At 70.3% G+C, this 23,982-nt stretch carries 14 protein-coding genes; 8 read left to right on the top strand and 6 right to left on the bottom strand.

Features of this window, described 5'->3' with window-relative positions:
- Positions 1-174 precede the first annotated feature (174 nt).
- From D7Y15_RS26855 to D7Y15_RS26830, 6 genes are all read left to right on the top strand, one after another.
- Complete coding sequence (locus D7Y15_RS26855; protein ID WP_121754352.1) at positions 175-2,628, top strand: PilZ domain-containing protein; 2,454 nt, start codon at positions 175-177, stop codon at positions 2,626-2,628.
- Positions 2,628-3,413 carry a methyltransferase domain-containing protein gene (locus D7Y15_RS26850; RefSeq protein WP_172810460.1) on the top strand — a complete coding sequence of 262 codons (786 nt, stop codon included), beginning with the start codon at positions 2,628-2,630 and terminating at the stop codon, positions 3,411-3,413. The genes D7Y15_RS26855 and D7Y15_RS26850 overlap by 1 nt, the downstream gene beginning before the upstream one ends.
- Positions 3,410-6,337, top strand: coding sequence for an ATP-binding protein (locus D7Y15_RS26845; protein WP_120578461.1), 2,928 nt, complete (start codon positions 3,410-3,412; stop codon positions 6,335-6,337). The genes D7Y15_RS26850 and D7Y15_RS26845 overlap by 4 nt, the downstream gene beginning before the upstream one ends.
- Positions 6,338-6,509: 172 nt before the next feature.
- A complete protein-coding gene (locus tag D7Y15_RS26840) occupies positions 6,510-7,898 on the top strand; it encodes a peptide MFS transporter (RefSeq protein ID WP_120578462.1) in 1,389 nt (462 codons plus the stop codon).
- A 124-nt stretch (positions 7,899-8,022) separates the two neighbouring features.
- Complete coding sequence (locus D7Y15_RS26835) at positions 8,023-9,189, top strand: FIST signal transduction protein (protein WP_199733823.1); 1,167 nt, start codon at positions 8,023-8,025, stop codon at positions 9,187-9,189.
- Positions 9,190-9,205: 16 nt separating this feature from the next.
- Positions 9,206-11,428, top strand: coding sequence for an ATP-binding protein (locus tag D7Y15_RS26830; RefSeq protein WP_120578463.1), 2,223 nt, complete (start codon positions 9,206-9,208; stop codon positions 11,426-11,428).
- On the opposite strand, the gene D7Y15_RS26825 is transcribed toward D7Y15_RS26830, so the two are convergent.
- Both D7Y15_RS26825 and uvrA read right to left on the bottom strand, forming a co-directional pair.
- Positions 11,425-12,873, bottom strand: a complete 1,449-nt coding sequence (locus D7Y15_RS26825; protein WP_120578464.1) for a POT family MFS transporter — start codon at positions 12,871-12,873, stop codon at positions 11,425-11,427. The genes D7Y15_RS26830 and D7Y15_RS26825 overlap by 4 nt on opposite strands.
- Before the next feature lie 22 nt (positions 12,874-12,895).
- Positions 12,896-15,769, bottom strand: a complete 2,874-nt coding sequence (gene uvrA / locus D7Y15_RS26820; protein ID WP_120578465.1) for an excinuclease ABC subunit UvrA — start codon at positions 15,767-15,769, stop codon at positions 12,896-12,898.
- A 418-nt stretch (positions 15,770-16,187) separates the two neighbouring features.
- Here uvrA and D7Y15_RS26815 point away from each other — a divergent pair, with 418 nt between their 5' ends.
- Positions 16,188-19,127: a choice-of-anchor D domain-containing protein gene (locus tag D7Y15_RS26815; RefSeq protein ID WP_121754351.1), complete on the top strand. Its 2,940-nt coding sequence runs from the start codon at positions 16,188-16,190 to the stop codon at positions 19,125-19,127.
- Between the two features lie 84 nt (positions 19,128-19,211).
- Positions 19,212-20,135: a metallophosphoesterase gene (locus D7Y15_RS26810; RefSeq protein ID WP_121754356.1), complete on the top strand. Its 924-nt coding sequence runs from the start codon at positions 19,212-19,214 to the stop codon at positions 20,133-20,135.
- Here the strand turns inward: D7Y15_RS26810 and D7Y15_RS26805 are convergent.
- The 4 genes from D7Y15_RS26805 to D7Y15_RS26790 form a co-directional block, all read right to left on the bottom strand.
- On the bottom strand, positions 20,125-21,240 hold the full coding sequence (locus D7Y15_RS26805) for a hybrid sensor histidine kinase/response regulator (protein WP_199733824.1): 1,116 nt from the start codon (positions 21,238-21,240) through the stop codon (positions 20,125-20,127). The genes D7Y15_RS26810 and D7Y15_RS26805 overlap by 11 nt on opposite strands.
- 31 nt (positions 21,241-21,271) lie before the next feature.
- Positions 21,272-21,886, bottom strand: coding sequence for a chemotaxis protein CheB (locus D7Y15_RS26800; RefSeq protein WP_120578467.1), 615 nt, complete (start codon positions 21,884-21,886; stop codon positions 21,272-21,274).
- A 16-nt stretch (positions 21,887-21,902) separates the two neighbouring features.
- Positions 21,903-22,742 carry a protein-glutamate O-methyltransferase CheR gene (locus D7Y15_RS26795; protein WP_233605098.1) on the bottom strand — a complete coding sequence of 280 codons (840 nt, stop codon included), beginning with the start codon at positions 22,740-22,742 and terminating at the stop codon, positions 21,903-21,905.
- Positions 22,739-23,982, bottom strand: a 1,244-nt coding sequence (locus D7Y15_RS26790; protein WP_121754349.1) for a response regulator, incomplete at its 5' end; no start/stop codon positions are given. The genes D7Y15_RS26790 and D7Y15_RS26795, both read right to left, overlap by 4 nt.

The following is a 23,982-nucleotide window of genomic DNA, read 5'->3' as shown; positions in this document are numbered from 1 at the left end:
GGCGGCTCACCGGGGAAGGCGTTTCAGCGCGGGCCCGCTGGCAACAGAGAGAGCACCAGGCTCGGACACTCAAGACATGCGGATGGCGGGAACGGGGCGCGTGCATGCCCCGCGTCGACGGGAATGGCGCCATGCACGGGCGCCGGTGTGGCTCTTGCGCGTCGGGGGAAATCCATGAGCGTGCCGACTCACGAAGTCCTCATCGTCCACCCCAACGAGATGCGTCGCAACGCGTTGAAGTCCGCGTTGAACACGCACCGCGTTTCGGTGGTGGGCTCACAGCTGGAAGCCACGCGGCGCATGGAGGCGACCGCGCCCACGTTGATCATCGCGCCCGCGGACAACGCGCGCCGCTTCCTGCGCCACGTGGACCGGGCGGCGCCGGAGGCCGTCTGCGTGTTCGTCTGCGCCCGGTCGGATCAACACGGGCTGGAGGAGCTGGTGGAGACGGCCGCGGAGGGGCACGTCTTCAGCACGGTGGACGACGCGCTGACCGAGGGCGAATTGAAGTCGCGCCTGCGCGACATCCTCCAGCTGCGCGCGTCCACACGCGTGTCGCTGGATGCCGGAATGCGCGTGGACTTCCTCCTGCGCGGCCAGGCCTTCAGCGCCGAGTGCCAGGACCTGGGCCACTTCGGGGCCGCGCTCCAGGTCCCCATGGACGCGTCGCTGGCGGCCTTCCTGCCGGGCACGCCCCTGGACTCGCTGACCATGCTGCGCGACGGCCGGCCCGTGCTGCACGTGGCCCGCGCCTACGTGCGCCACGCCACCCCCGTCCAGCAGGGGACGCACGCGTTCCTGCGCGTGGGCATCTCCTGGCGGCTCGCGAACGACGAGTCCACCGCCGCCCCGCCGCGCACGCTGCGGGACCCGGTGGCGGTGCAGGCCGCGCTGCGCAAGGCGCTCCGGCGCGAATTGCCCGTGTGGCTGCATCCGGCGGACAGCCAGACGGCGCACTTCCTGCTGGAGTCCGCCACGGTGGAGCCTTCCGACGAACGGGGCCTCCTGCGCGGGCAGGTGTCCCCGGCGCTGCCCGCGAGCGTGGGGGAGGTGGTCCACCTCTCCTTCGAGATGGGCGGCCAGCGCTACCGCGGCGTCACCAGCATGCTCCACGTGGGGCCTGACGGCGTGGTGCTGGGGATGCCCCGCACGCTCGCGGTGGAGAACCGGCGTGGACAGCAGCGCTTCCGCCCCAGCGCGCAGCACCGCTTCCTCGTGCGCTTCACCTCGCCGTTCAGCGGCCAGCGCATCACCCGCGCGGTGTTGGATCTGGGCGCGGGCGGGTTCGCCTTCCCCATCGACGCGTCGTGCGAGGTGCTTCCGGTAGGCTCGCTGCTGGACACCATGGTGCTGCTGCCGGACGGCTCGGAGGTGGCGTGCCGCGTGGAGGTGCGCTCGGTGGAGGTCGTGCCCTTCGAGTCCCGGCATGCTCAGCGCCTGAGGCCCTACCGCTGCGGCGTGCGCATCCTGGACATGCCGCGCGCGGTGCGCGACGCCATCGTGGATGCGTTCGTGTCCGCGCGCGCCCCCCAGGTCCGCGACGCCGCGGTGTTCCGCTTCCCGGACGTCTGGCGGATGATGGCGGACGCCCGCTACACCTTCCACCCGGACCACCCCTTCGGCGAGGAGCCCCGCGTCCTGCCCGTGCTGGAGGCGACGTATGAGCGGCTGGGCCGCGCGCGCGCGCTGGGGCGCTCGCTCGTCTTCACGGATGCGAGCCGACTCCTGGGGCACGTCAACGGCCTGCGCATGTACTCCGGCACGTGGCTGGTGCAGCACCTGGCGGTGATGCCGAGCTTCCGGCGCAGCGAGCAGATCTCCAGCGAGCTCACGTCGCTCGCCGTGGAGGTGGGCGAGGCGATGGAGGACGTGGAGTTCATCCGCTACATGTGGCGCACCGACAACCGGTGGCCGCACCGGCTGGGCACGTGGCTGGCGCGCGTGCTGGAAGGGCAGGGGCTGTGCCACCTGCGCCAGTTCCACTACCTGCGCGCGGACCTGTCCCAGATGCCCACCGTGGACGCGGGGGCGCTGCCGGCCGTACGCGAGGCGGGCCCGGAGGACCGCCAGTGGCTGGAGTCATACCTGCGCCGCCGGGGGGAGATGGTGCGCCTGCTCAGCGAGGACCTGGGCGCGGACCCCGGCCCCGAGTCCGTCCTGGGCGCGCGCTTCCGCGCGGCGGGCCTGCACCGCGAGCGGCGGATGTTCGTGGTGGATGGGAACGAGGGGCCGCTGGCGCTGGCGCTCCAGGACGAGGCCTCGCCGGGCCTGAGCCTCATTGAGGTCACCAACGGCTTCAACCTGGTGGTGGCGGACCGGGAGCACCCTCGCGCGAAGGACGCGGTGGCGGCGCTGGCGCTGCGGTGCATGGCGCACGCGCGCGAGCGGGGCCGCGGTTCGGCGCTGGGCATGGTGGACGCGCTGGACATGCCGGTGCTGGGCGCCTGGGGCTTCATGGACCAGGGCCTCTTCTCCGAGTGGACCTTCCACCGCTCCATGGTGCGCCGCTGGTGCGAGGCCTGGCGCTCGCTCTTCGAACGGCAGATGCCCATGCGGCGCATGAAGCCCCGGGCCTCCGCCCAGGCTCCCGAGGCTCCGGTGTCCGTCCAGAAGCAGGAGGCGCGCTGATGTACCTCATGGAATCCGCCGAAGAGTCCCGTCGCCTCCTGGAGCAGGAGCAGTCCCAGGACACGCGCGACGTCCTCCGCCGCACGGGCCTCAAGCCGGGGGACCGCGCGCTGGACGCCGGCTGCGGCCCGGGCGGCATCGCCGAATTGATGGCGGACCTGGTGGGGGAGGGCGGCCACGTCACCGGCGTGGAGCTGCACGACGGCCGCCTCGCGGAGGCGCGATCGCGCAACGCCCACCGCCCGAACCTGACGTTCCTCCAGGCGGACGTGCGCACCACGGGCCTGCCCTCGGACGCGTTCGATTATGCGTGGAGCCAGTACGTCTTCGAGTACCTGCCGGACCGGGACGTGGCGCTCGCGGAGCTCATCCGCGTGACGCGGCCCGGGGGGCGGGTGGTGGTGTCCGACATCGACGGGCTGGGCCTCCAGAACTGGCCCTTCCCGGAGCACCTGCGCGTGGGCACCCAGCGCATCGTGGAGGCCCTGGCGGCGCAGGGGTTCGACCTGTACGTGGGCCGCAAGCTGTATTCTGAGTTCCGCCGCGCGCAGCTCACGGACGTGCGGGTGCACCTGATGCCCTTCTACCTCTCCCCGGGCGCCGCGGAGGCGCGGCTCGTGCGCGACTGGAAGACGCGCTTCGAGGCGTTGGCCCCGGTGGGCGCGGCGGTCCTGGGCGGGCTCGAGGCCTACCAGTCGCACTGCGCCGACTTCCTGGCCATGCTCGAGGACCCGGAGGGACTGAAGTACGCGGTGACGCTGGTCACCGAAGGAACGAAGCCGTGACCCAACGCCTGCCGGCGGTGAAGGTGCAGGACGTGTCCGCGGACAACGCCCCCGAGGTGAGCGTCCGCGCCACGTCCACGCTGCTGCTCTACTTCGAGCACCGCTTTGGCGCGGAGCGGCTGGCCCGGGTGTGGCGCGAGCACGCGTTCAGCCTGGGGCTGGACTACATGCGCCAGCCCACCAACTACGTCTCGCTGCGCTTCCTGGAGCGCGTGGCGGCGGCGCTGCGCGAGGACTCCGGCGACTCGCGCTTCATGCGCGAGGCGGGCCTCTTCACCGCGTCGCCGCAGGCGCTGGGCTTCGTCTTCTACATGCTGCGCGCCTTCGGCTCGCCCAAGGCCTGCTACAAGCAGACCATCGACTTCTCCCCCAGCTACAACCGGGTGGGGGCGTTCGCGGTGGACCTGCTGGAGCACAAGCGGCTCAAGCTGTCCTACCGCAGCAGCACCCCGGAGCAGAACCGCAACATCTGCGAGCTGCGCATGGGCCAGTTCGCGTCCTTCCCCACCATCTGGGGCCTGGCGCCCGCGGAGGTGCGGGAGTCGGAGTGCCAGGTGCTGGGCGGCCAGGCGTGCCGCTACCACCTCACCTGGACGGATCCGCCCACGCTCTGGGGCCACTACCTGGGCCTGCTGCTGGGCATGGTGAGCGGGCTGTTGGCCACGCACCTGGGCTGGGGGGACGCGCTCTTCTCCGTGACGTCGCTGGGCATGGGCGGCTTCGCGCTGGGCGGCTGGTTGGACCGGTGGCGCGAGCTCAAGCGCAAGGACGAGCTGCTCGCGGCGCAGGCCCAGGCGAACATGGGCTCGCTGCGAGAATTGCAGCAGCGCTACGACGAGGTGTTCGGCAGCAACGTGGCGCTGGAGGACCGCGTCGTCGCGCGCACGCGGGAGCTGTCGGAGGCCAACGAGAAGCTGGAGGCGGCGCTCGTCAAGCAGCGCGAACAGGACCGGCTGAAGACGGAGTTCTTCGACAACGTGAGCCATGAGCTGCGCACGCCGCTCACGCTCATCCTGCTGTCGCTGGACGCGCTCCAGAAGGAGCCGGAGTCGCTGCCCACGGTGGTGCGGCAGCACCTGGTGACGCTGGACCGGAGCACGCAGCGGCTCTTGAGGCTCATCGACAACCTGCTCAACCTGGCGCAGCTGGAGGCGGGCAAGGTGCGGCTGCGCTACCAGCCGCTGGAGCTGCACGCGTTCCTGTCCTCGCAGCTGTTGCCCTTCCGCACCGTGGCGGAGAAGCAGGGGCTCACCCTCTCGCTGGAGGGCGGGCCGGTGTCGCCGGTGCACGCGGACGCGGAGCGGATTGAAGGCGTGTTCCACAACCTGGTCTCCAACGCGCTCAAGTTCACTCCGGCCGGCGGCAACATCGCGGTGCGGCTGCGCGAGGACGACACGGACGTGCACGTGGAGGTGGTGGACACGGGGCAGGGCATGGCGCCCGCGGACCTGGCCGTCATCTTCGACCGCTTCGCCCAGGCGGACACGACGGGCACGCGGCGCTTCGGGGGCAGCGGCATCGGCCTGGCGCTGGTGAAGGAGACGCTGGCGCTGCACTCGGGCGGCATCGAGGTGTCGAGCACGCCGGGGCAGGGCAGCAGCTTCCGCGTGCGGCTGCCCAAGGGCACCCGGCATCTGCGCGAGGACCTGCGCGAGCGCCGCGCCACGGACCTGCCCACGCGCCGTGAGCGCCGCAGCTCCGGCCGCTTCGCCACCGTGCTGGCCGCCACCGTCGCCGGGGCGCAGCGCCCCACGGAGCCGCAGGACCACACGCGCGCGGACTCGAAGGCCCCCCGCATCCTGGTGGTGGAGGACGACGCGGAGATCCGCGCCTTCATCGCGGACATCCTCGCGCCCAGCTACCGGGTGCTGGAGGCCGCCAACGGGGAAGAGGGGGCGCGCCGCGCGATGGAGGAGCGGCCGGACCTGGTGGTGTCCGACGTGATGATGCCGGTGCAGTCCGGCCTCAACCTCCTGGTGCAGCTGCGCGCCCACGCGCAGACGGTGGACATGCCCGTCATCCTGCTCACCGCGCGCCAGGAGGTGGCCGCCAAGGTGGAGGCCCTGGGCGCGGGCGCCAATGACTACCTGGGCAAGCCCTTCAGCCCGCGTGAGCTGCTGGCGCGCGTGGAGACGCAGCTGCGCCTGCGCGAGGCGGCCGTGCGCGCGGCGGAGAACGAGCGGCTGGCGGCCATCGGCCTGCTCACCTCCGGCTTCGCGCACGAGGTGCGAAACCCCCTCAACGGGCTGATGAACGCGCTCATCCCGTTGAAGGAGGTCATGCAGGGGAAGCAGACGGGCGGGGACCCCAACCTGGGCACCGCGATGCTGGAGGTGATGGAGGAGTGCGGCCAGCGCATCCGCCACCTGGCGGAGTCGCTGCTGTCCTTCGTGCGCACGGCGGAGAAGCCGGTGGCGGTGCGGCTGGACGTGGCGCTCGACTCCACGCTCAGCGTGCTGGGCTGGCGCATCCCCTCGGCCGTCGTGGTGGAGCGCGCCTACCAGTGCGCGGAGCCCATCTGGGGCGACCCGGGCACCCTCAACCAGGTGTGGCTCAACCTGCTGGACAACGCCCTGCGCGCGGTGGGCGACGCCGGCCGCGTGCTGGTGGAGACGGCCCAGCAGGGCGACGAGGCGCTCGTCACCATCGAGGACACCGGCGTGGGCATCCGCGCGGAGGACCTGGAGAAGCTCTTCCAGCCCTTCTTCTCCACCCGCGCCGCGGGTGAAGGCACGGGCCTGGGCCTGGCGCTCAGCCGGCGCATCATCCTGCAGCACGGGGGCCGCATCCACATCACCAGCCAACTGGAGAAGGGCACGCGCGTGGAGGTCCGGCTGCCCATGCGCCCCGCGCACGCGGAGCCCCTGGCCTCCACCCCCACCGCGGGTGCGAGTCGCGGCCGCTGGCCCCGGCGCATCGGCTGACGCGCCCGGCCACGAACGGCCGGGGCGCGGGGGGCTGAAGGGCTGCTCGCGCAGGGGGCGGGAATTCCCAAGGACGCGGGGTGTCCTCTGTCCTCGCCGAGGGCGGGACTCCTGTTACAGTCGCGCGACTTTTCGTTCCCCCTCACAAGAATCCGTTCGAGGAACTCACGGCATGCAAAGCACCGTCGCCGCGGGCGAGGCCCGCAAGGGGCATCCCCCGGGCCTGTATTTGTTGTTCGCCACCGAGATGTGGGAGCGCATGTCCTATTACGGCATGCGCGGCCTGCTGGTGCTCTTCCTCACCGACAAGGTGCGGGGCGGCTTTGGCTGGTCCGCCGCGGATGCGCTGAGCCTCTACGGCACGTACACGGGCCTCGTGTACCTGACGCCCATCCTGGGCGGCTACATCGCGGACCGCTACATCGGCCAGCGCAAGGCGGTGCTGCTGGGCGGCGTGCTGATGATCATCGGCCACCTGTTATTGGCGCTCCCCGGCATCTCCATCTTCTACGCGGGCCTGGGCTTCCTCATCATCGGCAACGGCTTCTTCAAGCCGAACATCTCCACCATGGTGGGCGGGCTGTACCCCGCGGGTGACGGCCGGCGCGACGGTGCCTTCACCATCTTCTACATGGGCATCAACCTGGGCGCGGTGCTGGGCAACTTCATCTGCGGCACGCTGGGTGAGCGCGTGGGTTGGCACTGGGGCTTCGGCTCCGCCGGCGTGGGCATGGCGCTGGGCGTGATCATCTTCGTGGCGCTGGCGAAGCGGTTCCTGGGCAACGTGGGCCTCGCGCCCGCGCCGCGCCCCACCGAGGCGCAGACGACGACGCCGGACGGCAAGCACCACGCCTTCAGCCGCCAGGAGTGGGACCGCATCATCGTCATCTTCATCATCGCGCTGTTCGTGGTGGCGTTCTGGACGGGCTTCGAGCAGGCGGGCGGCCTGATGAACCTCTACACGGACCAGAAGGTGGACCGCTCGATGTTCGGCTGGGAGGTGCCCACCACCTGGTTCCAGAACTTCAACTCCGTCTTCATCGTGACGCTGGCGCCCATCTTCGCGGCGGTGTGGAGCTCGCTGGCTGCGAAGGGCAAGGACCTGAGCATCCCGGTGAAGATGTCCCTGGGGCTCATCTTCCTGTCGGTGGGCTTCGCCTTCATGCTGGGCGCCTCCAAGGAGAGCGCGATGGACGGCAAGGCGGCGGCGTGGTGGGTCATCATGGCGTACCTCTTCCACACCATGGGCGAGCTGTGCCTGTCGCCGGTGGGCCTGTCCATGGTGAGCAAGGTGGCGCCCCAGCGCGTCGTCTCCGCGATGATGGGCGTGTGGTTCCTGGCGAACGCGGTGGCCAACAAGCTGTCCGGCGTGCTGGGTGGCTACTCGGAGAAGATGGGTGAGTTCAGCGTGTTCCTCACCATCGTCATCGGCGCGGGCCTGTCGGGCGTCATCCTGCTGTTCCTCGCCCCCATGCTGAAGCGGATGATGCACGGCACGGACGAAGTGACGCCCGCGTCGACGCCCGCGCACCAGGAAGGCACCGTCCACCCGGCCACCTGAGCCGGGTAGGGCAGTCTTGCTGAAGCACGAACGCCGGAGCGCCCCCTGGGTGCTCCGGCGTTTTTCGTGGGCCGTGGGGACCCTGCACGCCCGCTCCCGCGTGGGTATCGATTCTCTAGAGCCCATGCGGATCCAGATTGGAAAGAGTCGCTCGGCGGATTGCACCGCCGCAGCGCGGGAGGCGAGCCAGGAGGCGCTGCGCGGCGCGGACGCCCCCAGCTTCGCGCTCGTGCTGTGCACGGACCAGTACGACGCGGTGGCGTTGGCGTCCGCGGTCGGAGCGCAGCTCGGGGACATCCCCTGGGCCGGGTGCTGCGCGGCGGGCGTCTTCGCGGGAACGGAGCTGCTGCTCCAGGGCCTGGTCATCGCGGTCTTCCGCGGCGGCGACTTCCGCGTCGGCGTGGGAATGGGCGGGCCGGTCAGCGTGAGCCCGCGAGCGGCCGGACGCGCGGCGGTGGCCGAGGCCGTCAGCAAGCTGCCTCCCAAGCCCCCTGGATACCGGCGGACGCTGTTCGTCCTGCCGGACGCGCTGAGCGGCAACTCGACGGAGGTCGTGCGCGGGGCTCAACAGGAGGCGGGCGCGGGCATCCGCTGGGCGGGCGGCGGAGCGGGCAACAACGTCCGGTTCGTGAAGACGGCCCAGTTCACGCACGGGCATGCCTACCAGGACCAGGTGGTGGTGATTGCCTTTGATGCCCTGGAACCGTTGGGCGTGGGCATCCAGCACGGCTGGTCTCCGTATGGTCCGCCCTCGCAGGTCACCAAGGCCCGGGGCTCGACCGCCGTCGAGCTCGACTACGAGCGCGCCTTCGAGGTCTACCGGCACACGGCCGAGAGCCGGGGCGACGCCCTGGACGCGCAAAGCTTCCCCCGCTTCGCGATGACCCACCCGCTGGGGATTCCCCAGGCCAATGGCGAGTTCGTGATCCGCGATCCCCTGACCGTCGAACCCGACGGTTCGGTGCGCTTCATCGCCGAGGTCCCGGACGGCTCCCTGGTCCGCGTGATGGAGGGCAAGCGCACGGACCTGCTCGACGCCGCGGGCAGTGCCGCCACCCTGGCCCGGGAGGCAACCCCTGGCACGTTGGGCGGCGCGGTGGTGTTCGATTGCGTCTCCCGGTACCTCCTCCTGGGGGAGGGCGTCCGGGACGAGCTCGCGAGGTTCCAGGACGCGCTCGGAGAGGGCGTCCCGGTCGTGGGCTGTCTGACCCTGGGCGAGGTGGGGGCCATGGGAGGTGGGGTCCCCCAGTTCCACAACAAGACAGCGGTGGTGGTCGCCCTGCCTGGGTGAGGGAGTGAGGTGGCGCATGGCGGACCACGGCGCGGACGGGGACCACAAGCTCACCGAGGAACGGCTCGCGCTCTTGAGCGTGCTCCAGGAGCTCACGGTCGCGGCGCTCGATCTGCTCAATCCCTGCAAGCCCGCCGACGACTTCCTGGACCGCGTCGCGGAGCGGCTGGGGTGCGCGGTCGCCCTCTGGCTCCAGCCGGATGCGCGGGGACATGTGGGGCTTCTGGGCGCGAGCGGACTGTCCTCGGCCTCCCGCCAGCTCCCGATTCCAGGGTTGCCCCCGCGCCCCGAGATGCCAGCGCCTCACTCGGTGGACCTTCCCTACCCGGAGCTGGACTCGCCGGGGCTCGTGCGGTGGTCCGTGCCCATTGACGACGCCGGTGCTCCTTCCAGCTTGCTGCTGCTGTACTTCGACCGCGAGCCGCGGCTGCCGCGGCAATACCGGGGCATGGTGGAGCGGCTCGGCGGTGTGCTTCACACCGCGCTCGTCCACCGGCAACTCTTCGCGCGGACCCTGGACAGCGAGCGCGAGCTCCAGCGGGAGCGGGACTTCAGTTCAGCGGTCCTGGACACGGCCCGCGCGCTGGTCATCGTCCTGGATCCCCAAGGGCGGATCATCCGCTTCAACCGGGCGTGCCAGGAGATGACGGGCTACTCCTTCGAGGAGCTGCGCGGCGCGTATTTCTGGACGCGACTCCAGCCGCCGGACGAAGCGGCGCGGGTCGCGAAGAACTTCGCCGTGCTCGCGGCCGGGTTGGGGTTCGAGCAGTCCGAGCACCACTGGATGACGCGCACGGGAGAGCGCCGCCTCATCGCCTGGGCCAGCAACGTGCTTCGAGGCGAGTCGGGAGTGATTGAGTACGTCATCGGCACCGGCATCGACATCACCGAGCACCGCCGGGCCGAGCAGGAGCGCGATCAGACCTTCCAGCGGGAGCAACAGGCGCGCGCCCGCGCGGAGGCGCAGGAGGGGCGGTCCGCGCTCCTGGCGGAGGCGTCCGGGCTGCTCACCGGCTCGCTCGCCCCCGAGGACGCGATGCGCAGCGTGGCCGCGCTGACCGTCGAGCGGTTCGCCGACTGGTGCGCGGTGGACCTGCTGGACGGGGGGCATTCCTTCCAGCGCATCACCGAGGCCCGCTCCCAAGCGCTGCACGCCACCGCGACCGCGCGGATGCACTGCGCGCTGCCCGACCTGGAGGCCGCGCATGGCCCGGGGAGGGTGCTCCGCCTGGGCGAGCCGGAGTTCTGCCCGGAGGGATGCGCCTCCATGTCACTGGGGTGCGTCCGGGACGGGCAGGGCCTGTCCGAGGTGGTCGAGTTCCAGTCGTGGATTTCGGTGCCGCTGCTCGCACGGGGGCATGCGCTCGGAGCGCTCACCCTCGCCCGCGTGGAGGGCGGTGGCCGGTATGGCCCGGCGGATTTCGCGCTCGCGCAGGAGCTGGCCCGCCGCGCGGCGATGGCGCTGGACAACGCCCGCCTCTACCAGCAGGCGCAGCTGGCGATTGGCCTTCGGGATGAGTTCCTCTCCATTGCCTCGCATGAGCTGAAGACCCCGGTCACGTCCCTCCAGTTGTCGGTGCAGGGATTGATGCGCCTTGCCCGCTCAGGAGCGCTGCGGACCGCGCGGGTGGAGACGGTGACGCACTCGCTGGAGGTCATCGAGCGTCAGGCGAAGCGGATGGCGAAGCTCGTCAACACCCTGCTGGACGTCTCCCGCATCCATGCCGGAAAGCTGGAGCTGGAGTTCGAGGAGGTGGACCTGGCCGCGCTGGTCCGGGACGTCGCGGCGCGCTTCGTCCCCGAACTGGCCTCGTCCGGAACCCGGCTCCAGGTCCACGCAGACACGGCGATGCCGGGCGTGTGGGACCGGTCGCGGTTGGATCAGATCGTCACCAACCTGCTCTCGAACGCCATCAAGTACGGCGAAGGGAGGCCCATCGAAGTGCGAGTGGAGGGGGATGCCGTGATGGCCCGCCTGGAGGTCCGGGATCAAGGCATTGGCATCCCGGCGGAGCGGCACGCGCGCATCTTCCGGGCCTTCGAGCGCGCGGTGTCGTCCCGCCACTACGGGGGGCTGGGGTTGGGCCTCCACATCGTGAACCAGCTGGTGGAGAGGCTGGGCGGTTCGGTCCAGGTCGAAAGCGAGGCGGGGCAGGGCGCCACCTTCACGGTGGCGCTGCCCCGCCGGGGGCCGCACACGTCTCCCACGGCGGATCCGACCGTGCAGGTTTCGCCTTAGGCCGGCTTCGGCTCGACGCCCGGGTTGCGGCCGTCCATGGGGGCCTGCGCGTCCGTCTGGTAGTAGTCGCGCACCACGTAGCGGCGGGCCACCAGCGCCATGCCCACGGCCGCCACGGTCGCCAGGGCCGCGTAGAAGAAGAACTGCGCGGAGCCCGTGAAGACGTTGAGCGCCGCGGCGATGGCCACCGCCACGTTCGCCAGCGTGTTCGTCACCAGCCACACGCTCTGGATGGTGCCCTTCATCTCCCGGGGCGCCTGCGTGTACGCGAACTCCAGGCCCGTGGTGGACACCAGGATCTCGGCCACCGTCAGCACGATGTACGGCAAGAGCTGCCACGCGATGTTCAGCGTCGTCCCGCCCTCCATGGCCACCTGGAAGAAGCCCGCGATGACGAACGACGCGGCGCCAATCACCAAGCCCAGCGGCATGCGGCGCAGCGGCGTCAGCTCCCAGCCCATCCGCTGGAAGGCCGGGTACACCACGGCCGTCAGGAAGGGGATGAGCAGCATCACCAGCATGGGGTTGATGAACTGCATCTGGCTGGGCTGGAACACGATGCCGCCCACGTTGGGGTCCATGGACCGCGCCTGCACCACCCAGGTGGACGCCTTCTGATCAAACAGCATCCAGAAGAAGGGCACGAACGGCAGCATCAGCGCGGACACGCGGAACACCGCCTTCACGCCCTCCACCGCCTCCGCCGGGTGCTCCGCCTTCGCCTTGTCCAGCCACGTGCCGCCCGCCGCGTCCTTGCCCCGGAACGCGCTGCCCAGCACCTTGAAGAACGAGTGCGGATTGGGGCCCGTGGGCGGCACCAGCACGTAGTGCTTGCGGCCGGCCCAGAAGATGATCGTCGCCAGGAACATCAGGATGCCCGGCACGCCGAAGGCCACCGCCGGCCCGTAGTTCTTCATCAGCACGGGGACGAACAGCGACGCGAAGAACGAACCGAAGTTGATGGTCCAGTAGAAGATGGCGAAGACCTTCTTCACCAGGTGCTTGTTGCCTTCCGTGAACTGGTCGCCCACCATCGCGGACACGCACGGCTTGATGCCGCCTGAGCCAATCGCGATGAGCGTCAGGCCCGTGTAGAAGCCCGTGGCGTTGTCCTCGAAGAGCGCCAGGCACGCGTGCCCCGCGCAGTACACGAGGCTCAGCACGAAGATGGTGTGGAACTTCCCGAAGAAGCGGTCCGCCAGGTACCCGCCAAGGAGGGGGAAGAAGTACACCCCCGCCATGAACAGGTGCATCAGGTACTTCGCCTGAGCCTCCCGCGCCCCCGTCTCCGGCACGTGCGTGCGCAGCAGGTAGTCGATGAAGAACACCACGAGGATGTTCCGCATCCCGTAGAAGCTGAAGCGCTCACAGGCCTCGTTCCCGATGATGTAGGGAATCTGAGGCGGGAAGCGCTGGGAGGTGGGGGCGGTCGAGGTCTCGGCCATGCCCCCACCCTACCGGGGCCCCTCAGGCCGCGTCCACGCGCTTGCCAATGCGGGCCCGTCGCGCCTTGCCCAGCACGTGCTTGAGGTAACGCCCGGTGTGGCTGGCCTCCTCCTTCGCCACGTCCTCCGGCGTCCCGATGGCGAGAATCTGCCCGCCGCCCGAGCCGCCCTCCGGCCCCAGGTCGATGAGCCAGTCCGCGCTCTTGATGACGTCCAGGTTGTGCTCGATGACGAGCACGCTGTTGCCCGCCTCCACCAGCCGGTTGAGCACGGACAAGAGCTTGCGGATGTCCTCGAAGTGCAGGCCCGTGGTGGGCTCGTCCAGGATGTAGAGCGTGCGCCCGGTGGCCACCCGGGCCAGCTCGCGGGCGAGCTTGATGCGCTGCGCCTCACCGCCGGACAGGGTGGGGGAGGGCTGGCCCAGCCGCAGGTAGCCCAGGCCCACGTCGGTGAGCGTGGTGAGCACGCGCAGGATGTCCTTGTGCGCGCCGAAGTGGTCCACCGCTTCCCGGACGCTCAAGTCCAACGTCTCCGCGATGTTCTTGCCCTTGTAGCGCACGCGCAGCGTGGCTTCGTTGAAGCGCTTGCCGTTGCAGACCTCGCAGGGGACGTACACGTCCGCCAGGAAGTGCATCTCCACCAGCTTCACGCCGTCGCCCTCGCACGCCTCGCAGCGGCCGCCCTTGATGTTGAAGCTGAAGCGGCCCGGGCCGTAGCCGAACGTGCGCGCCTCCGGCGTCATGGCGAAGACTTCACGGATGGCGTCGAACACCTTGGTGTACGTGGCCGGGTTGCTGCGCGGCGTGCGGCCAATGGGCCGCTGGTCGATGTCGATGACCTTGTCCAGGTGCTCCAGGCCCTTGATGGACTTGTGCTTGCCCATGGGCTCGCGGCTCTCGTAGAGAGCGCGCGCCAGGGCCGGGTAGAGGATTTCGTTGATCAGCGTGGACTTGCCCGCGCCGGACACGCCCGTCACCGCCGTGAAGATGCCCAGCGGGATGTCCGCGTCCACGTTCTTCAGGTTGTTCTCCGTCGCGCCCACGATGGAGATTTGATGCTTGGGGTTCACCGGGCGGCGCGACTCGGGGATTTCAATCTCCTGGCGGCCGGACAGGTACGCGCCGGTGAGGCTCTTCTCGTCCGCCATCACCTGCTTGGGCGTGCCCTGGGACACCACCTGCCCGCCCAGTTCGCCCGCGCCGGGGCCGAAGTCCACCAGGTAGTCCGCCTCCTCCATCGTCTCCTCGTCGTGCTCCACGACGATGACGGAGTTGCCCAGGTCGCGCAGGCGCTTGAGCGTGGTGAGGAGCTTGCCGTTGTCGCGCTGGTGCAGACCGATGGAGGGCTCGTCCAGGATGTAGATGACGCCCGTCAGCTCGCTGCCCATCTGCGACGCCAGCCGGATGCGCTGGCTCTCACCGCCGGACAGCGTGGACGCGGTGCGGTCCAACGTGAGGTAGCCCAGGCCCACGTCCACCAGGAAGGACAGGCGGCTGCGGATCTCCTTGAGCAGCTCCTGGGCAATCTTCTCCTCCTGCGCGGAGAGGCCCATCTGCGTGAGGAAGGTGCGCGCCTCCGTGATGGTCATCCGGCTCAGGTCCACCAGCGTGCGCGTGTGCACCTTCACCGCGCGGCTCTCCGGACGCAGGCGCTCGCCCTTGCAGGACGGGCAGGGCTTGTCGCTGAAGTACTTCTGCAGCTCCGCCTTGCGCGCTTCCGACGTGGTCGTCTTGAAGTTGCGCATGGTGCGGGCGAGCAGGCCCTCCCACTCCATGTCGTACTGGCCGTTGTCGCCCCACTGCACGGTGAAGGACTTGCCCTTCGCGCCGTTCATCAGGACGTCCTTCTCCCGCTTGGTCAGCTTCGCGTACGGGACGTCCAGGTCGATCTTGAACGCGGACGCCAGGCTCTCCACGAAGTCCGCCGTCCAGCCCTCGCCGCGGTTCATGCCGCTGGCCCACGGCTCAATGGCGCCGTCGCGGATGGTGCGCGACGGGTCTGGCACCAGCAGGTCCGCGTCCATCTCCGGACGGGTGCCCAGGCCGTTGCAGTCCGTGCACATGCCCAGCGGGTTGTTGAAGGAGAACGACGCGGGCGTCAGGTCCCCGAAGGACAGGCCGCACGCGGGGCACGCGTTCAGCTCGCTCATCACGCGGTCGGACGCGAGCGTGCCCTTCTCGTCCGTGATGATGAGCGTGCCCTTGCCCTCGCGCAGCGCGGTCTCCACGGAGTCCGTCAGGCGCGTGCGCAGGTCCGGCTTCAACACCAGACGGTCGATGATGAGCGCGATGTCGTGCTTGGACTTCTTGTCCAGCTCGATGCGCTCCTCCAGCTCGCGCACCTTCCCGTCCACGCGCGCGCGGGAGAAGCCGCGCTTCTGCGCCTCCGCGAGCAGATCTTTGTGTTCGCCCTTGCGGTTCGTGACGATGGGCGCCAGCACCTGGAGCCTGGTGCCCGCGGGCAGCTTCATGATCTCATCGACGATCTGCTGCGCGCTCTGCTTGCCCACCTTGCGGCCGCACTGGGGGCAGTGCTGCACACCGATGGAGGCGTAGAGCACGCGCAGGTAGTCGTGCACCTCCGTGACGGTGCCTACCGTGGAGCGCGGGTTGTTGCTGGCCGCCTTCTGCTCGATGGAGATGGTGGGCGACAGGCCTCGCAGCGTGTCGTAGCGGGGCTTCTCCATCTGCCCCAGGAACTGGCGCGCGTAGGAGGAGAGGCTCTCCACGTAGCGGCGCTGCCCCTCGGCGTAGAGCGTGTCGAACGCGAGCGAGCTCTTGCCGGAGCCCGACACACCGGTGAACACCACGAGCTTCTTCTTCGGGATGTCCAGGGAGACGGTCTTGAGGTTGTGCTCCCTGGCACCACGGATGGAAATGACGTCGGGCTCGGACATGGGGGGCGCTTTATCACTGAAAGGGTGTTCCGGTGCACGCAAAGGCGCACTACCGGAGAGGTTCAGCGGAAACACGCGAAACCGCCGCCCGCATCCCCACCGCCAAACGGGCACCCGGCCGTCCTGCGCACGCCACTCGTCCCCTCTGGAAATCGCACGGCCCCCGAGGGTCAGGGGTCGGTGTAGCATCGACCGTTTGTGAAGCTTTTGCAGTCGCTTCCACGAAACGTGGAATCTCCTGCTTTACCCGTTAAATGCCGTTCCCCAGCGTGGGCGCCCGTTTGCCGTGTTGGCGGCGTGACGGCGCCTCGTTGGGACGCCCAGGCACCAGGGTTGCACCTTTCTACGACGACCGGATCCACGCGCAGTGCTGTGTGGGGGGACACCGGTGCCGTGCGAAGGAAATGGGGGACTCTGTATGCGTGGACTCCGATGGCTGGTGTTGGCGTTGGTGGCGGCGGCGACGGCGTGTGAGCGGCCCACTTCACAGCAGGCACGCACGGGCTTCGCGGCACGCCCGGAGCTCCTGGAGTTCGGCCCCGCCGCCGTGGGGCGCACCAAGACGATGACGCTGCGGCTGGCGAACCAGGGGCGCGCGTCGTACCGCGTGGAGGGAGCGCGCTCGTCGCTGCCCAACGTCAGCGTCCCGGTGTTCGAGCCCTTCACGCTGACGGCCGGCGCGGAGCACGCGCTTGAAGTGCGCTTCACGCCCGACGTGGAGGGCGCGGTGCAGGGGCAGCTGGAGCTGTTCACGGACGCGTCCGGCGGCGCGGCGACGCAGGTGCCCATCAGCGGGCGCGGCGTGAAGGCGCTGGTGGAGGTGCCGGAGTCAGCGCTCGACTTCGGCAACGTGAACCTGGGGCTGGTGGAGATGCGCGAGGTGACGGTGCGCAACCCCTCCGACGTGGAGAGCCCGCTGGTGTTGTCGGTGGAGGGCGCGGACAAGGACGAGTTCTCCGCCGGCGCGGGGATGCCGTCCACGCTGGCGCCGCATGAGACGCGCAAGGTGCCGGTGGCCTTCAGCCCGGTGCGGCTGGGCAACGGGGAGGCGGAGCTGCACGTCGCGGTGTGCGACGGCTGCGAGCCCGCGGTGGTGAGGCTGACGGGGATGGGCGTGGCCGGCGCGCTGGAGGTGACGCCGCTGCGCGTGGACTTCGGCCGGGTGGCGGTGGGCGCCACCGCCGAGGAGCGCATCACCGTGCGCAACCTGGGCTCCGAGCCGCTCAGCTACAAGGGCGCGGCGCTCCTGGAGGACCCGTCCGGCGTGTTCAAGGTGGTGAGCGCGCCCGCGCTCCCCAACGACGTGCTGGCTCCGGGTGGGGTGGTGGAGCTGCGCGTGGCCTTCACGCCCGCGGTGGCCGGCCGGGTGCGCGATGGCCGCGTGGAGGTGTCCGTGCGCAAGCCGAAGACGACGTCGCCCGGGCCCAAGGTGACGCTGACGGGTGAGGGCGGCGCGTCGTGCGTGGAGGTGACGCCCGCGCACCTGGACTTCGGGCCGGTGGCCTTCGGCATGACGGCCACGCGCGACGTCACCGTGAACAACCACTGCCGCGAGGAGACCACCGTCACCGGGCTCCACCTCACCACGCAGGCGGGGGGCTACTTCACGCTCGCGCAGCCGCCGTCCAGCCAGCCGGTGGCGCCCGGGGGCACGCTGAAGGTGGGCCTCACCTTCAGCCCTCGCGCGGGCGTGGGCAGCGCGAGCAGCGGGCAGTTGGCCGTCACCTCCACCCAGCGCACCTCCAGCGCCACGGACGGCGTGACGCTGGCGGGCGAGGGCAAGGCCTTCGCGCCGTGTGAGTACGCGCTGCCCTCGGTGCTGGACTTCGGCCAGGTGCCGGTGGGCTCGGAGGTGGCGCTGGGGGTGACGCTGCGCAACACCGGCACGCAGGCGTGCTTCCTGGCGGGGCTCCAGTTGGCGTCGGGGTCGGACCCCGCGTTCCGCGCGTCGACGGTGGCCAACAGTGTGTTGGAGCCCGGCAAGAAGGCCACGCTGCTCGTGCGCTTCCGCCCATCCGGTGAAGGGGAGTTCCAGGGGCTCGCGGAGGGCTGGGTGAGCCATCCCACGCGCGGCCACCCGTTGGTGAACCTGGTGGGCCGGGGCGTGCAGGGGTGCTTCTCCGTGCAGCCCACCACGGTGGACTTCGGCATCAGCCGGCTGGCGTGCGGCCCTCGTACCCGCGAGTTCATGGCCTACAACGACTGTCCGGGGGACGTGAAGGTGACGGGCATGAAGCTGGAGCAGCCGGGCCAGGAGTTCGCCGTGTCCGGTGCGCTGCCGGCCACGATTCCCGCGGGCGGGCGCGTGAAGCTCACCGCGAAGTACGCGCCCGGGGAGGAGGGCGAGGACGCGGCGACGGTGCGCTTCACGCTGAGGGACGGCGCCGTCTACAACGCGGGGCTCGTGGGGCGGGGCCTGGCGAAGACGGACCAGACGGACCGCTTCGTCCAGCAGTCGGAGGCGCGCGTGGACGTGCTCTTCGTCGTGGACAACTCGGGCTCCATGATGGAGGAGCAGCAGAGCCTGGGGGATAACTTCTCGGCCTTCCTGTCCGCGGCCACCGCCGCGCAGGTGGACTACCGCATCGGCGTCACCACCACCGGCCTGGACCCGTCTCCGGGCGGCTGGTCCGAGTGCCCCGGCGGCGCGCTGGGCGGTGAGAACGGGCGCCTGTTCCCCGTGGACGGCTCCAGCCCGCGCATCATCACGCCGGAGACGCCCAACGCGGCCGGCGTCTTCGCCACCAACACGCACGTGGGCGTATGCCACTGGAACGAGCAGGGCCTGGACGCGGCGTACCGAGCGCTGTCGGATCCGCTGCTCTACGACCTGGATGATCCGCGCACGCCCCAGGCCAACGACGGCAACGGCGGGTTCCTGCGCGAGGAGGCGAAGCTGGCCATCATCGTGCTGTCGGACGAGGAGGACTTCAGCTCCCAGCCGGTGTCCTTCTACGAGACCTACCTCCTGGCCCTGAAGGGGAACGACCCGTCCAAGGTGAGCTTCAACGCCGTGGTGGGCCCGGAGGACCTGAGCACCTGCACCACCTCCAGCAGCTCCGGCAGCCGGTACATGGAGCTGGCCCGGAAGCTCAACGGCGTGGTGGACAGCATCTGCACGCCCAACTGGGCCGCGTCGCTGGAGAAGCTGTCGGAGAGCGCCTTCGGGCCCAACCGCGCCTTCCCCCTGTCGGAGGTGCCGGAGGACCCCGGCGCCATCGCCGTCCGGGTGGACGGACTGCCCGTGACGGACGGCTGGTCCTATGACGCGCGGGCCAACGCTGTCATCTTCGACCGGCTGCGCGCCCCGGCCCCGGGCGCGGTGGTGGAGGTCACCTATCCGCTGGGCTGCCCGTAGCCGGGGCAGCCATACGTCCGTCACTGGAAAGTGACAGAGGCGGATGACTCGACAGGGAGGGGCGGGAGGCCTTGAGTGAAGGACATGCCGCAGGACTCCCTCCTCGTCGCCGCGCTGGGTGACATCCATGGCCGCTTCCACCGCGTGGAGGCGTGGCTGGACGCGCTGGAGCAGGCGCGTGGCCGGAGGGTGGACCTGGTGCTGGCGGTGGGGGACGTGGAGGCCTTCCGCCACGCGGACGACCACCGGCGCAAGGCCGCCAAGCGCGCCATGCCCGCGGAGTTCGCCGAGTACGCGGATGGCATCCGCCGCGTGAAGCGGCCGCTGTACTTCATTGGCGGCAACAACGAGGACTTCGAGGCGTTGCACGACCTGCCCGAAGGCGGCGAGCTGGCCCCGGACGTCCACTACCTGGGACGCGCGGGCCTGCGCACCCTGGGCCCGTTGCGCGTGGCGTACCTGTCCGGCATCCACGCGCCGCGCTTCATCGACCAGCCGCTGAAGCGGCCCACGTCGCTGGATACGGCGAAGCAGGCGGGCTACTTCCGCACGCCGGAGGTGGAGCACGTGTCCGCGATGCGGGACGTGGACCTGCTGCTCGTGCACGAGTGGCCCCGGGGCATCGTGCAGAAGGCCCGTGACGAACGCCTGGCCCCCTCGCGCCCGCTGCCCTCGCCGTGGATTGGCAACCCGGTGACGCGCAAGCTGGTGGACACGGTGCACCCGAAGTGGGTGATCTGCGGCCACTCGCACAAGCCCTTCGCCGTGGCGCTGGACTCGCACGGACGTGCGCTGTCGCGCGTGGCGTGCCTGGACCAGGCGGCGCGACCGGACACCGCCGTCTTCTGGCTGGAGTTCGAGGGGCGCGAGGCCCAGCGCGCAGGCTGGGGCGTCTCCGGTGTCGCCGCCTGGCAGGCGGGACAGCGCTGGGGGCTGCACACGCTGCCGCCGCTGGAGGAGTCCGACGGGCCGGGCAGCGTGCCCGTGGACAACGGCGCTACAGCTTGACGACGTCCATGCCCTTGCGCGGCAGCTCCACGCGGAACTCCGTGTAGGGCCCGCTGCCGGAGAGCACCTCCACGCCGCCCTGATGCGCGTGGATGATCTGCTGGACGATGTAGAGCCCCAGGCCCAGGCCCTCGCCCCGGCCCCGGCGTTGCTGGCCGCCGCGGAACGGGTCGAAGAGGAAGGGCATCAGGTGGGCGGGGATGACGCCCACGTTGGTGATGGTGAAGTGCAGGGCGTGGTCGCGCGTGCCGTCCACGAGGATGCGCACCGGCTCCGCGGCGTCGCCGTGCTGGAGCGCGTTGCCGATGAGGTTGGAGGCCACCTGCGCCAGCCGGTCCGCGTCCCAGTCCCCCACGAGGTCTCCGTCCTGCCGCACCTCGATGCGGTGGCGGGGCCATGACGTCTGGTGCTCCTGCACCATGCGCTGCACCAGCTGCCCGAAGTCCGTCTCTCCCCGGCGCAGCGGAATCCCGCCCGCCAGCCGCGCGCGCGCCAGGTCCAGCACGTCTTCAATCATCCGGCTCATGCGCTTGCCGGCGGTCATCATCCGCGAGGCCGTCTTCTTCACGGCCTCGTCTTCCGAGCGGCGCTGGAGCAGGTCCGCCGCGGTGAGGATGGCGGAGAGGGGGTTCCTCAGGTCGTGGCCCAGCACCGCGGTGAACATCTCGTTGAGGCGCAGCGTCTCCGCGAGCGTGTCCAGCTGCTGCGCCAGCTGCTGCTTCTGGCGATGCATCTGGAAGAAGACCTCCGCCTTGCCGCGTAGCGCGTGGGCTTCCAGCGGCTTGAAGAGGAAGTCCACCGCGCCGGCCTCGTAGCCCTTGAAGGTGCGCCAGGGGTCGCCACCGCCGGCGGTGACGAAGATGATGGGCACGTCGCGGGTGCGCTCTGAGCCGCGCATCAGCTCCGCCAGCTCGAAGCCGTCCATCTCCGGCATCTGCACGTCCACGAGCGCGAGCGCGAACTCGTGACGCAACAGCAGTTCCAGTGCCTCCGCGCCGGAGCGGGCGCAGTGCACCTCCACGTCGTCACGCCGCAGCACGGCGGAGAGCGCCAGGAGATTCTCCTCCAGGTCATCGACGAGCAGGCACTTCACCCGGGAAGCCACGGGCAGGGGCTCCTTGCTGAGGACGGACAGGTCAGATAGCACCGCCATCTCCCCATGCCCGGAAGACGGCGGGCATCTGTTCAAGAGGCAGCACGAAATCCACCGGCCCCGCCGCGACGGCTGCCTGGGGCATGGCAGGCGAGCGAGCGGTGTTGGGGGCCTGCACCAGGGTGACGCCGCCCCGCCGTTTCACCGCCTGGAGCCCCAGCGCCCCGTCCGCGTTGGCGCCCGTAAGGATGACGCCGCCCAGGCGTGGGCCATAGACGGCCGCGGCGGATTCGAAGAGCACGTCGATGGCGGGGCGGGAGAAGTGGACGGGGGCGTCCATGGACAGCGCGAGCAACGGCCCCTTCGCGTCCCGGTCCACGAGCAGGTGGTAGTTGGGTGGCGCGAAGTAGAGGGTCCCGGGCTGGACAGGCTGCTTGTCCGTCGCCTCGTGCACCGGCAGCGTGCACCGGGCGGTGAAGACCTCCGGCAGCAGGCTGGGGAGTTTGCGCGGCAGGTGCAGGACGACGAGGACCGCGGGCCGGAAGTTCGTGGGCAGCGCGGGCAGGATTTGTGTCAGGACATCCACCCCGCCCGCGGACGCACCAATGACGATGGCGTCGACGCGGCCAGCGGGCGGAGCGGGGCGCGGAGTGGGCATGGCGGTGGGGCCTCCTCTATCGCTTCTGGTAGAGCCTATCCTCGGGGACGACGGGGGTGAACGAGGCCTCGTGCGAGGAGAAGCGCAGAGACTCGCGCGCCCCCAGGCCCAGGAACCCCTTGTGACAGAGCGATTCCGCGAACAATCCCAGCGCGCGCTCCTGGAGTTCGCGGTTGAAGTAGATGAGCACATTGCGGCACGACAGGAGCTGCACCTCCGCGAAGACGCTGTCGGTGGCCAGGCTGTGGTCCGAGAAGACGATGTGGCCCTTGAGCGACCGGTCGAACACCGCGCCGCCGTACGCGGCGGTGTAGTAGTCCGACAGCGACGTGCGCGCGCCGGACAGCCGGTGGTTCTGGGTGAAGGACGCGATGCGGTCCACCGCGTACACCCCGGCCTCCGCGCGCTGGAGCGCGGTGGGGTTGATGTCCGTGGCGTAGATGAGCGTGCGCTCCAGCAGCCCCTCCTCACGCAGCAGGATGGCGAGCGACCAGGCCTCTTCCCCCGTGCTGCACCCCGCGACCCAGACCTTGAGGGACGGATAGGTGCGCAGCACCGGCACCACGTGCTCGCGCAGGCCGCGGAAGTAGGACGGGGCGCGGAACAGCTCGCTCACCTGCACGGTGAGGTAGTCCAGCAGCACGGGGAACAGCGCGGGTTCGTGCAGCATCCGGTCTTGGAGCTGGGACAGGGTGGCGCAGTCGAGGCGCTCGGCGGCCTGGGCCAGCCGGCGCTTGAGGGAGGACTCCGCGTAGCCGCGGAAGTCGTAGTGGTATTTCAGGTAGAGCGCCTCGAGCAGCAGCCGCAGCTCGATGTCGAACTCCTTCGTCGCCACGTCGAGCATGCGCGGCCTCACCCCTTGGGCATCCAGACGCGCAGGAGCGACAGCAGCTTCTCCACGTCGAGCGGCTTGGCGATGTAGTCGTTGGCGCCCGCCTGGAGGCACTTCTCCTGGTCGTCGCGCATGGCCTTCGCGGTGAGCGCGATGATGGGCAGCTTGCGCCAGGCCTCCTGCTTGCGGATTTCGCGCGTGGCGGTGAGGCCATCCATCTCCGGCATCATGATGTCCATCAGCACCAGGTCCACCGCGAGCTGGGGCTGGGCCAGGCTCTTCGTGAGCAGGGCCAGGGCCTCCTTGCCGTTGCGGGCGATCTCCACCTTCGCGCCCCGGGGCTCCAGCACGCTGGAGAGGGCGAAGATGTTCCGCACGTCGTCCTCCACCACGAGGATGCGGCGGCCCTCCAGCGTGGACTCGCGGTCGCGAGCGGCCTGGAGCATGCGCTGGTGCTCCGGTGGCAGGCGCGACTCCACCTGGTGCAGGAACAGCGTCACCTCGTCCAACAGGCGCTCCGGGGAGCGCACGCCCTTGATGATGATGGAGCGTGAGAAGCGGCGCAGCTGCTGCTCCTCGTCGCGGCTGAGCGTGTGGCCGGTGTAGACGATGACGGGAGGGAAGGAGACGGCCTCCTCGGCGGCCATGCGCTCCAGGAGGTCCTGGCCGCTCAGGTCCGGCAGGTGCAGGTCCATCACCATGCAGTCGAAGGTGTGCTCGCGAAGCCGCTGGAGCGCGTCGTGCGCGGTGGCGACGCCCTCCACCTCCACGTCCTCTGCCTCCAGCAGCTTCTGGATGCTCTCGCGCTGACGGGCGTCGTCCTCCAGCACCAGCACCCGGCGGGGGCCCGGCGCGGACTTCGTCTCCAGCGTGCGGAAGACGTCCAGCAGTTGCTCGCGCTGCACGGGCTTGAGCGCGATGCCCACCGCGCCCAGCTCCAGTGCCTCACGCGTCGGGTCCGCCGCGGACACCACGTGCACCGGGATGTGGCGCGTGCGCGGATTGCGTTTGAGCTGATCCAACACCGTGAGGCCGGAGTGGTCCGGCAGGTTCATGTCCAGGATGATGGCATGGGGTGCGTGGCCGAGCGCGGCCTCCAGTCCATCCGTGGCGGTGGCGGCCAGGATGCACTGGAAGCCCAGCTCGCGCGCCAGGTCGCGCAGGATGAGGGCGAAGCGGGCGTCGTCCTCCACCACCAGCAGCACCCGCGAGCCGGAGGTGAGCCGCTCGCGGTCGTCCTCCAGGCCAGGGGGCGGGGCCGGTG

The sequence above is a fragment of the Corallococcus sp. AB030 genome, assembly GCF_003668965.1.
GTDB lineage: Bacteria > Myxococcota > Myxococcia > Myxococcales > Myxococcaceae > Corallococcus > Corallococcus exiguus.
The sequence above is the reverse complement of the archived record's forward strand: the minus strand, read 5'-3'. Positions and strand labels throughout refer to the sequence as shown.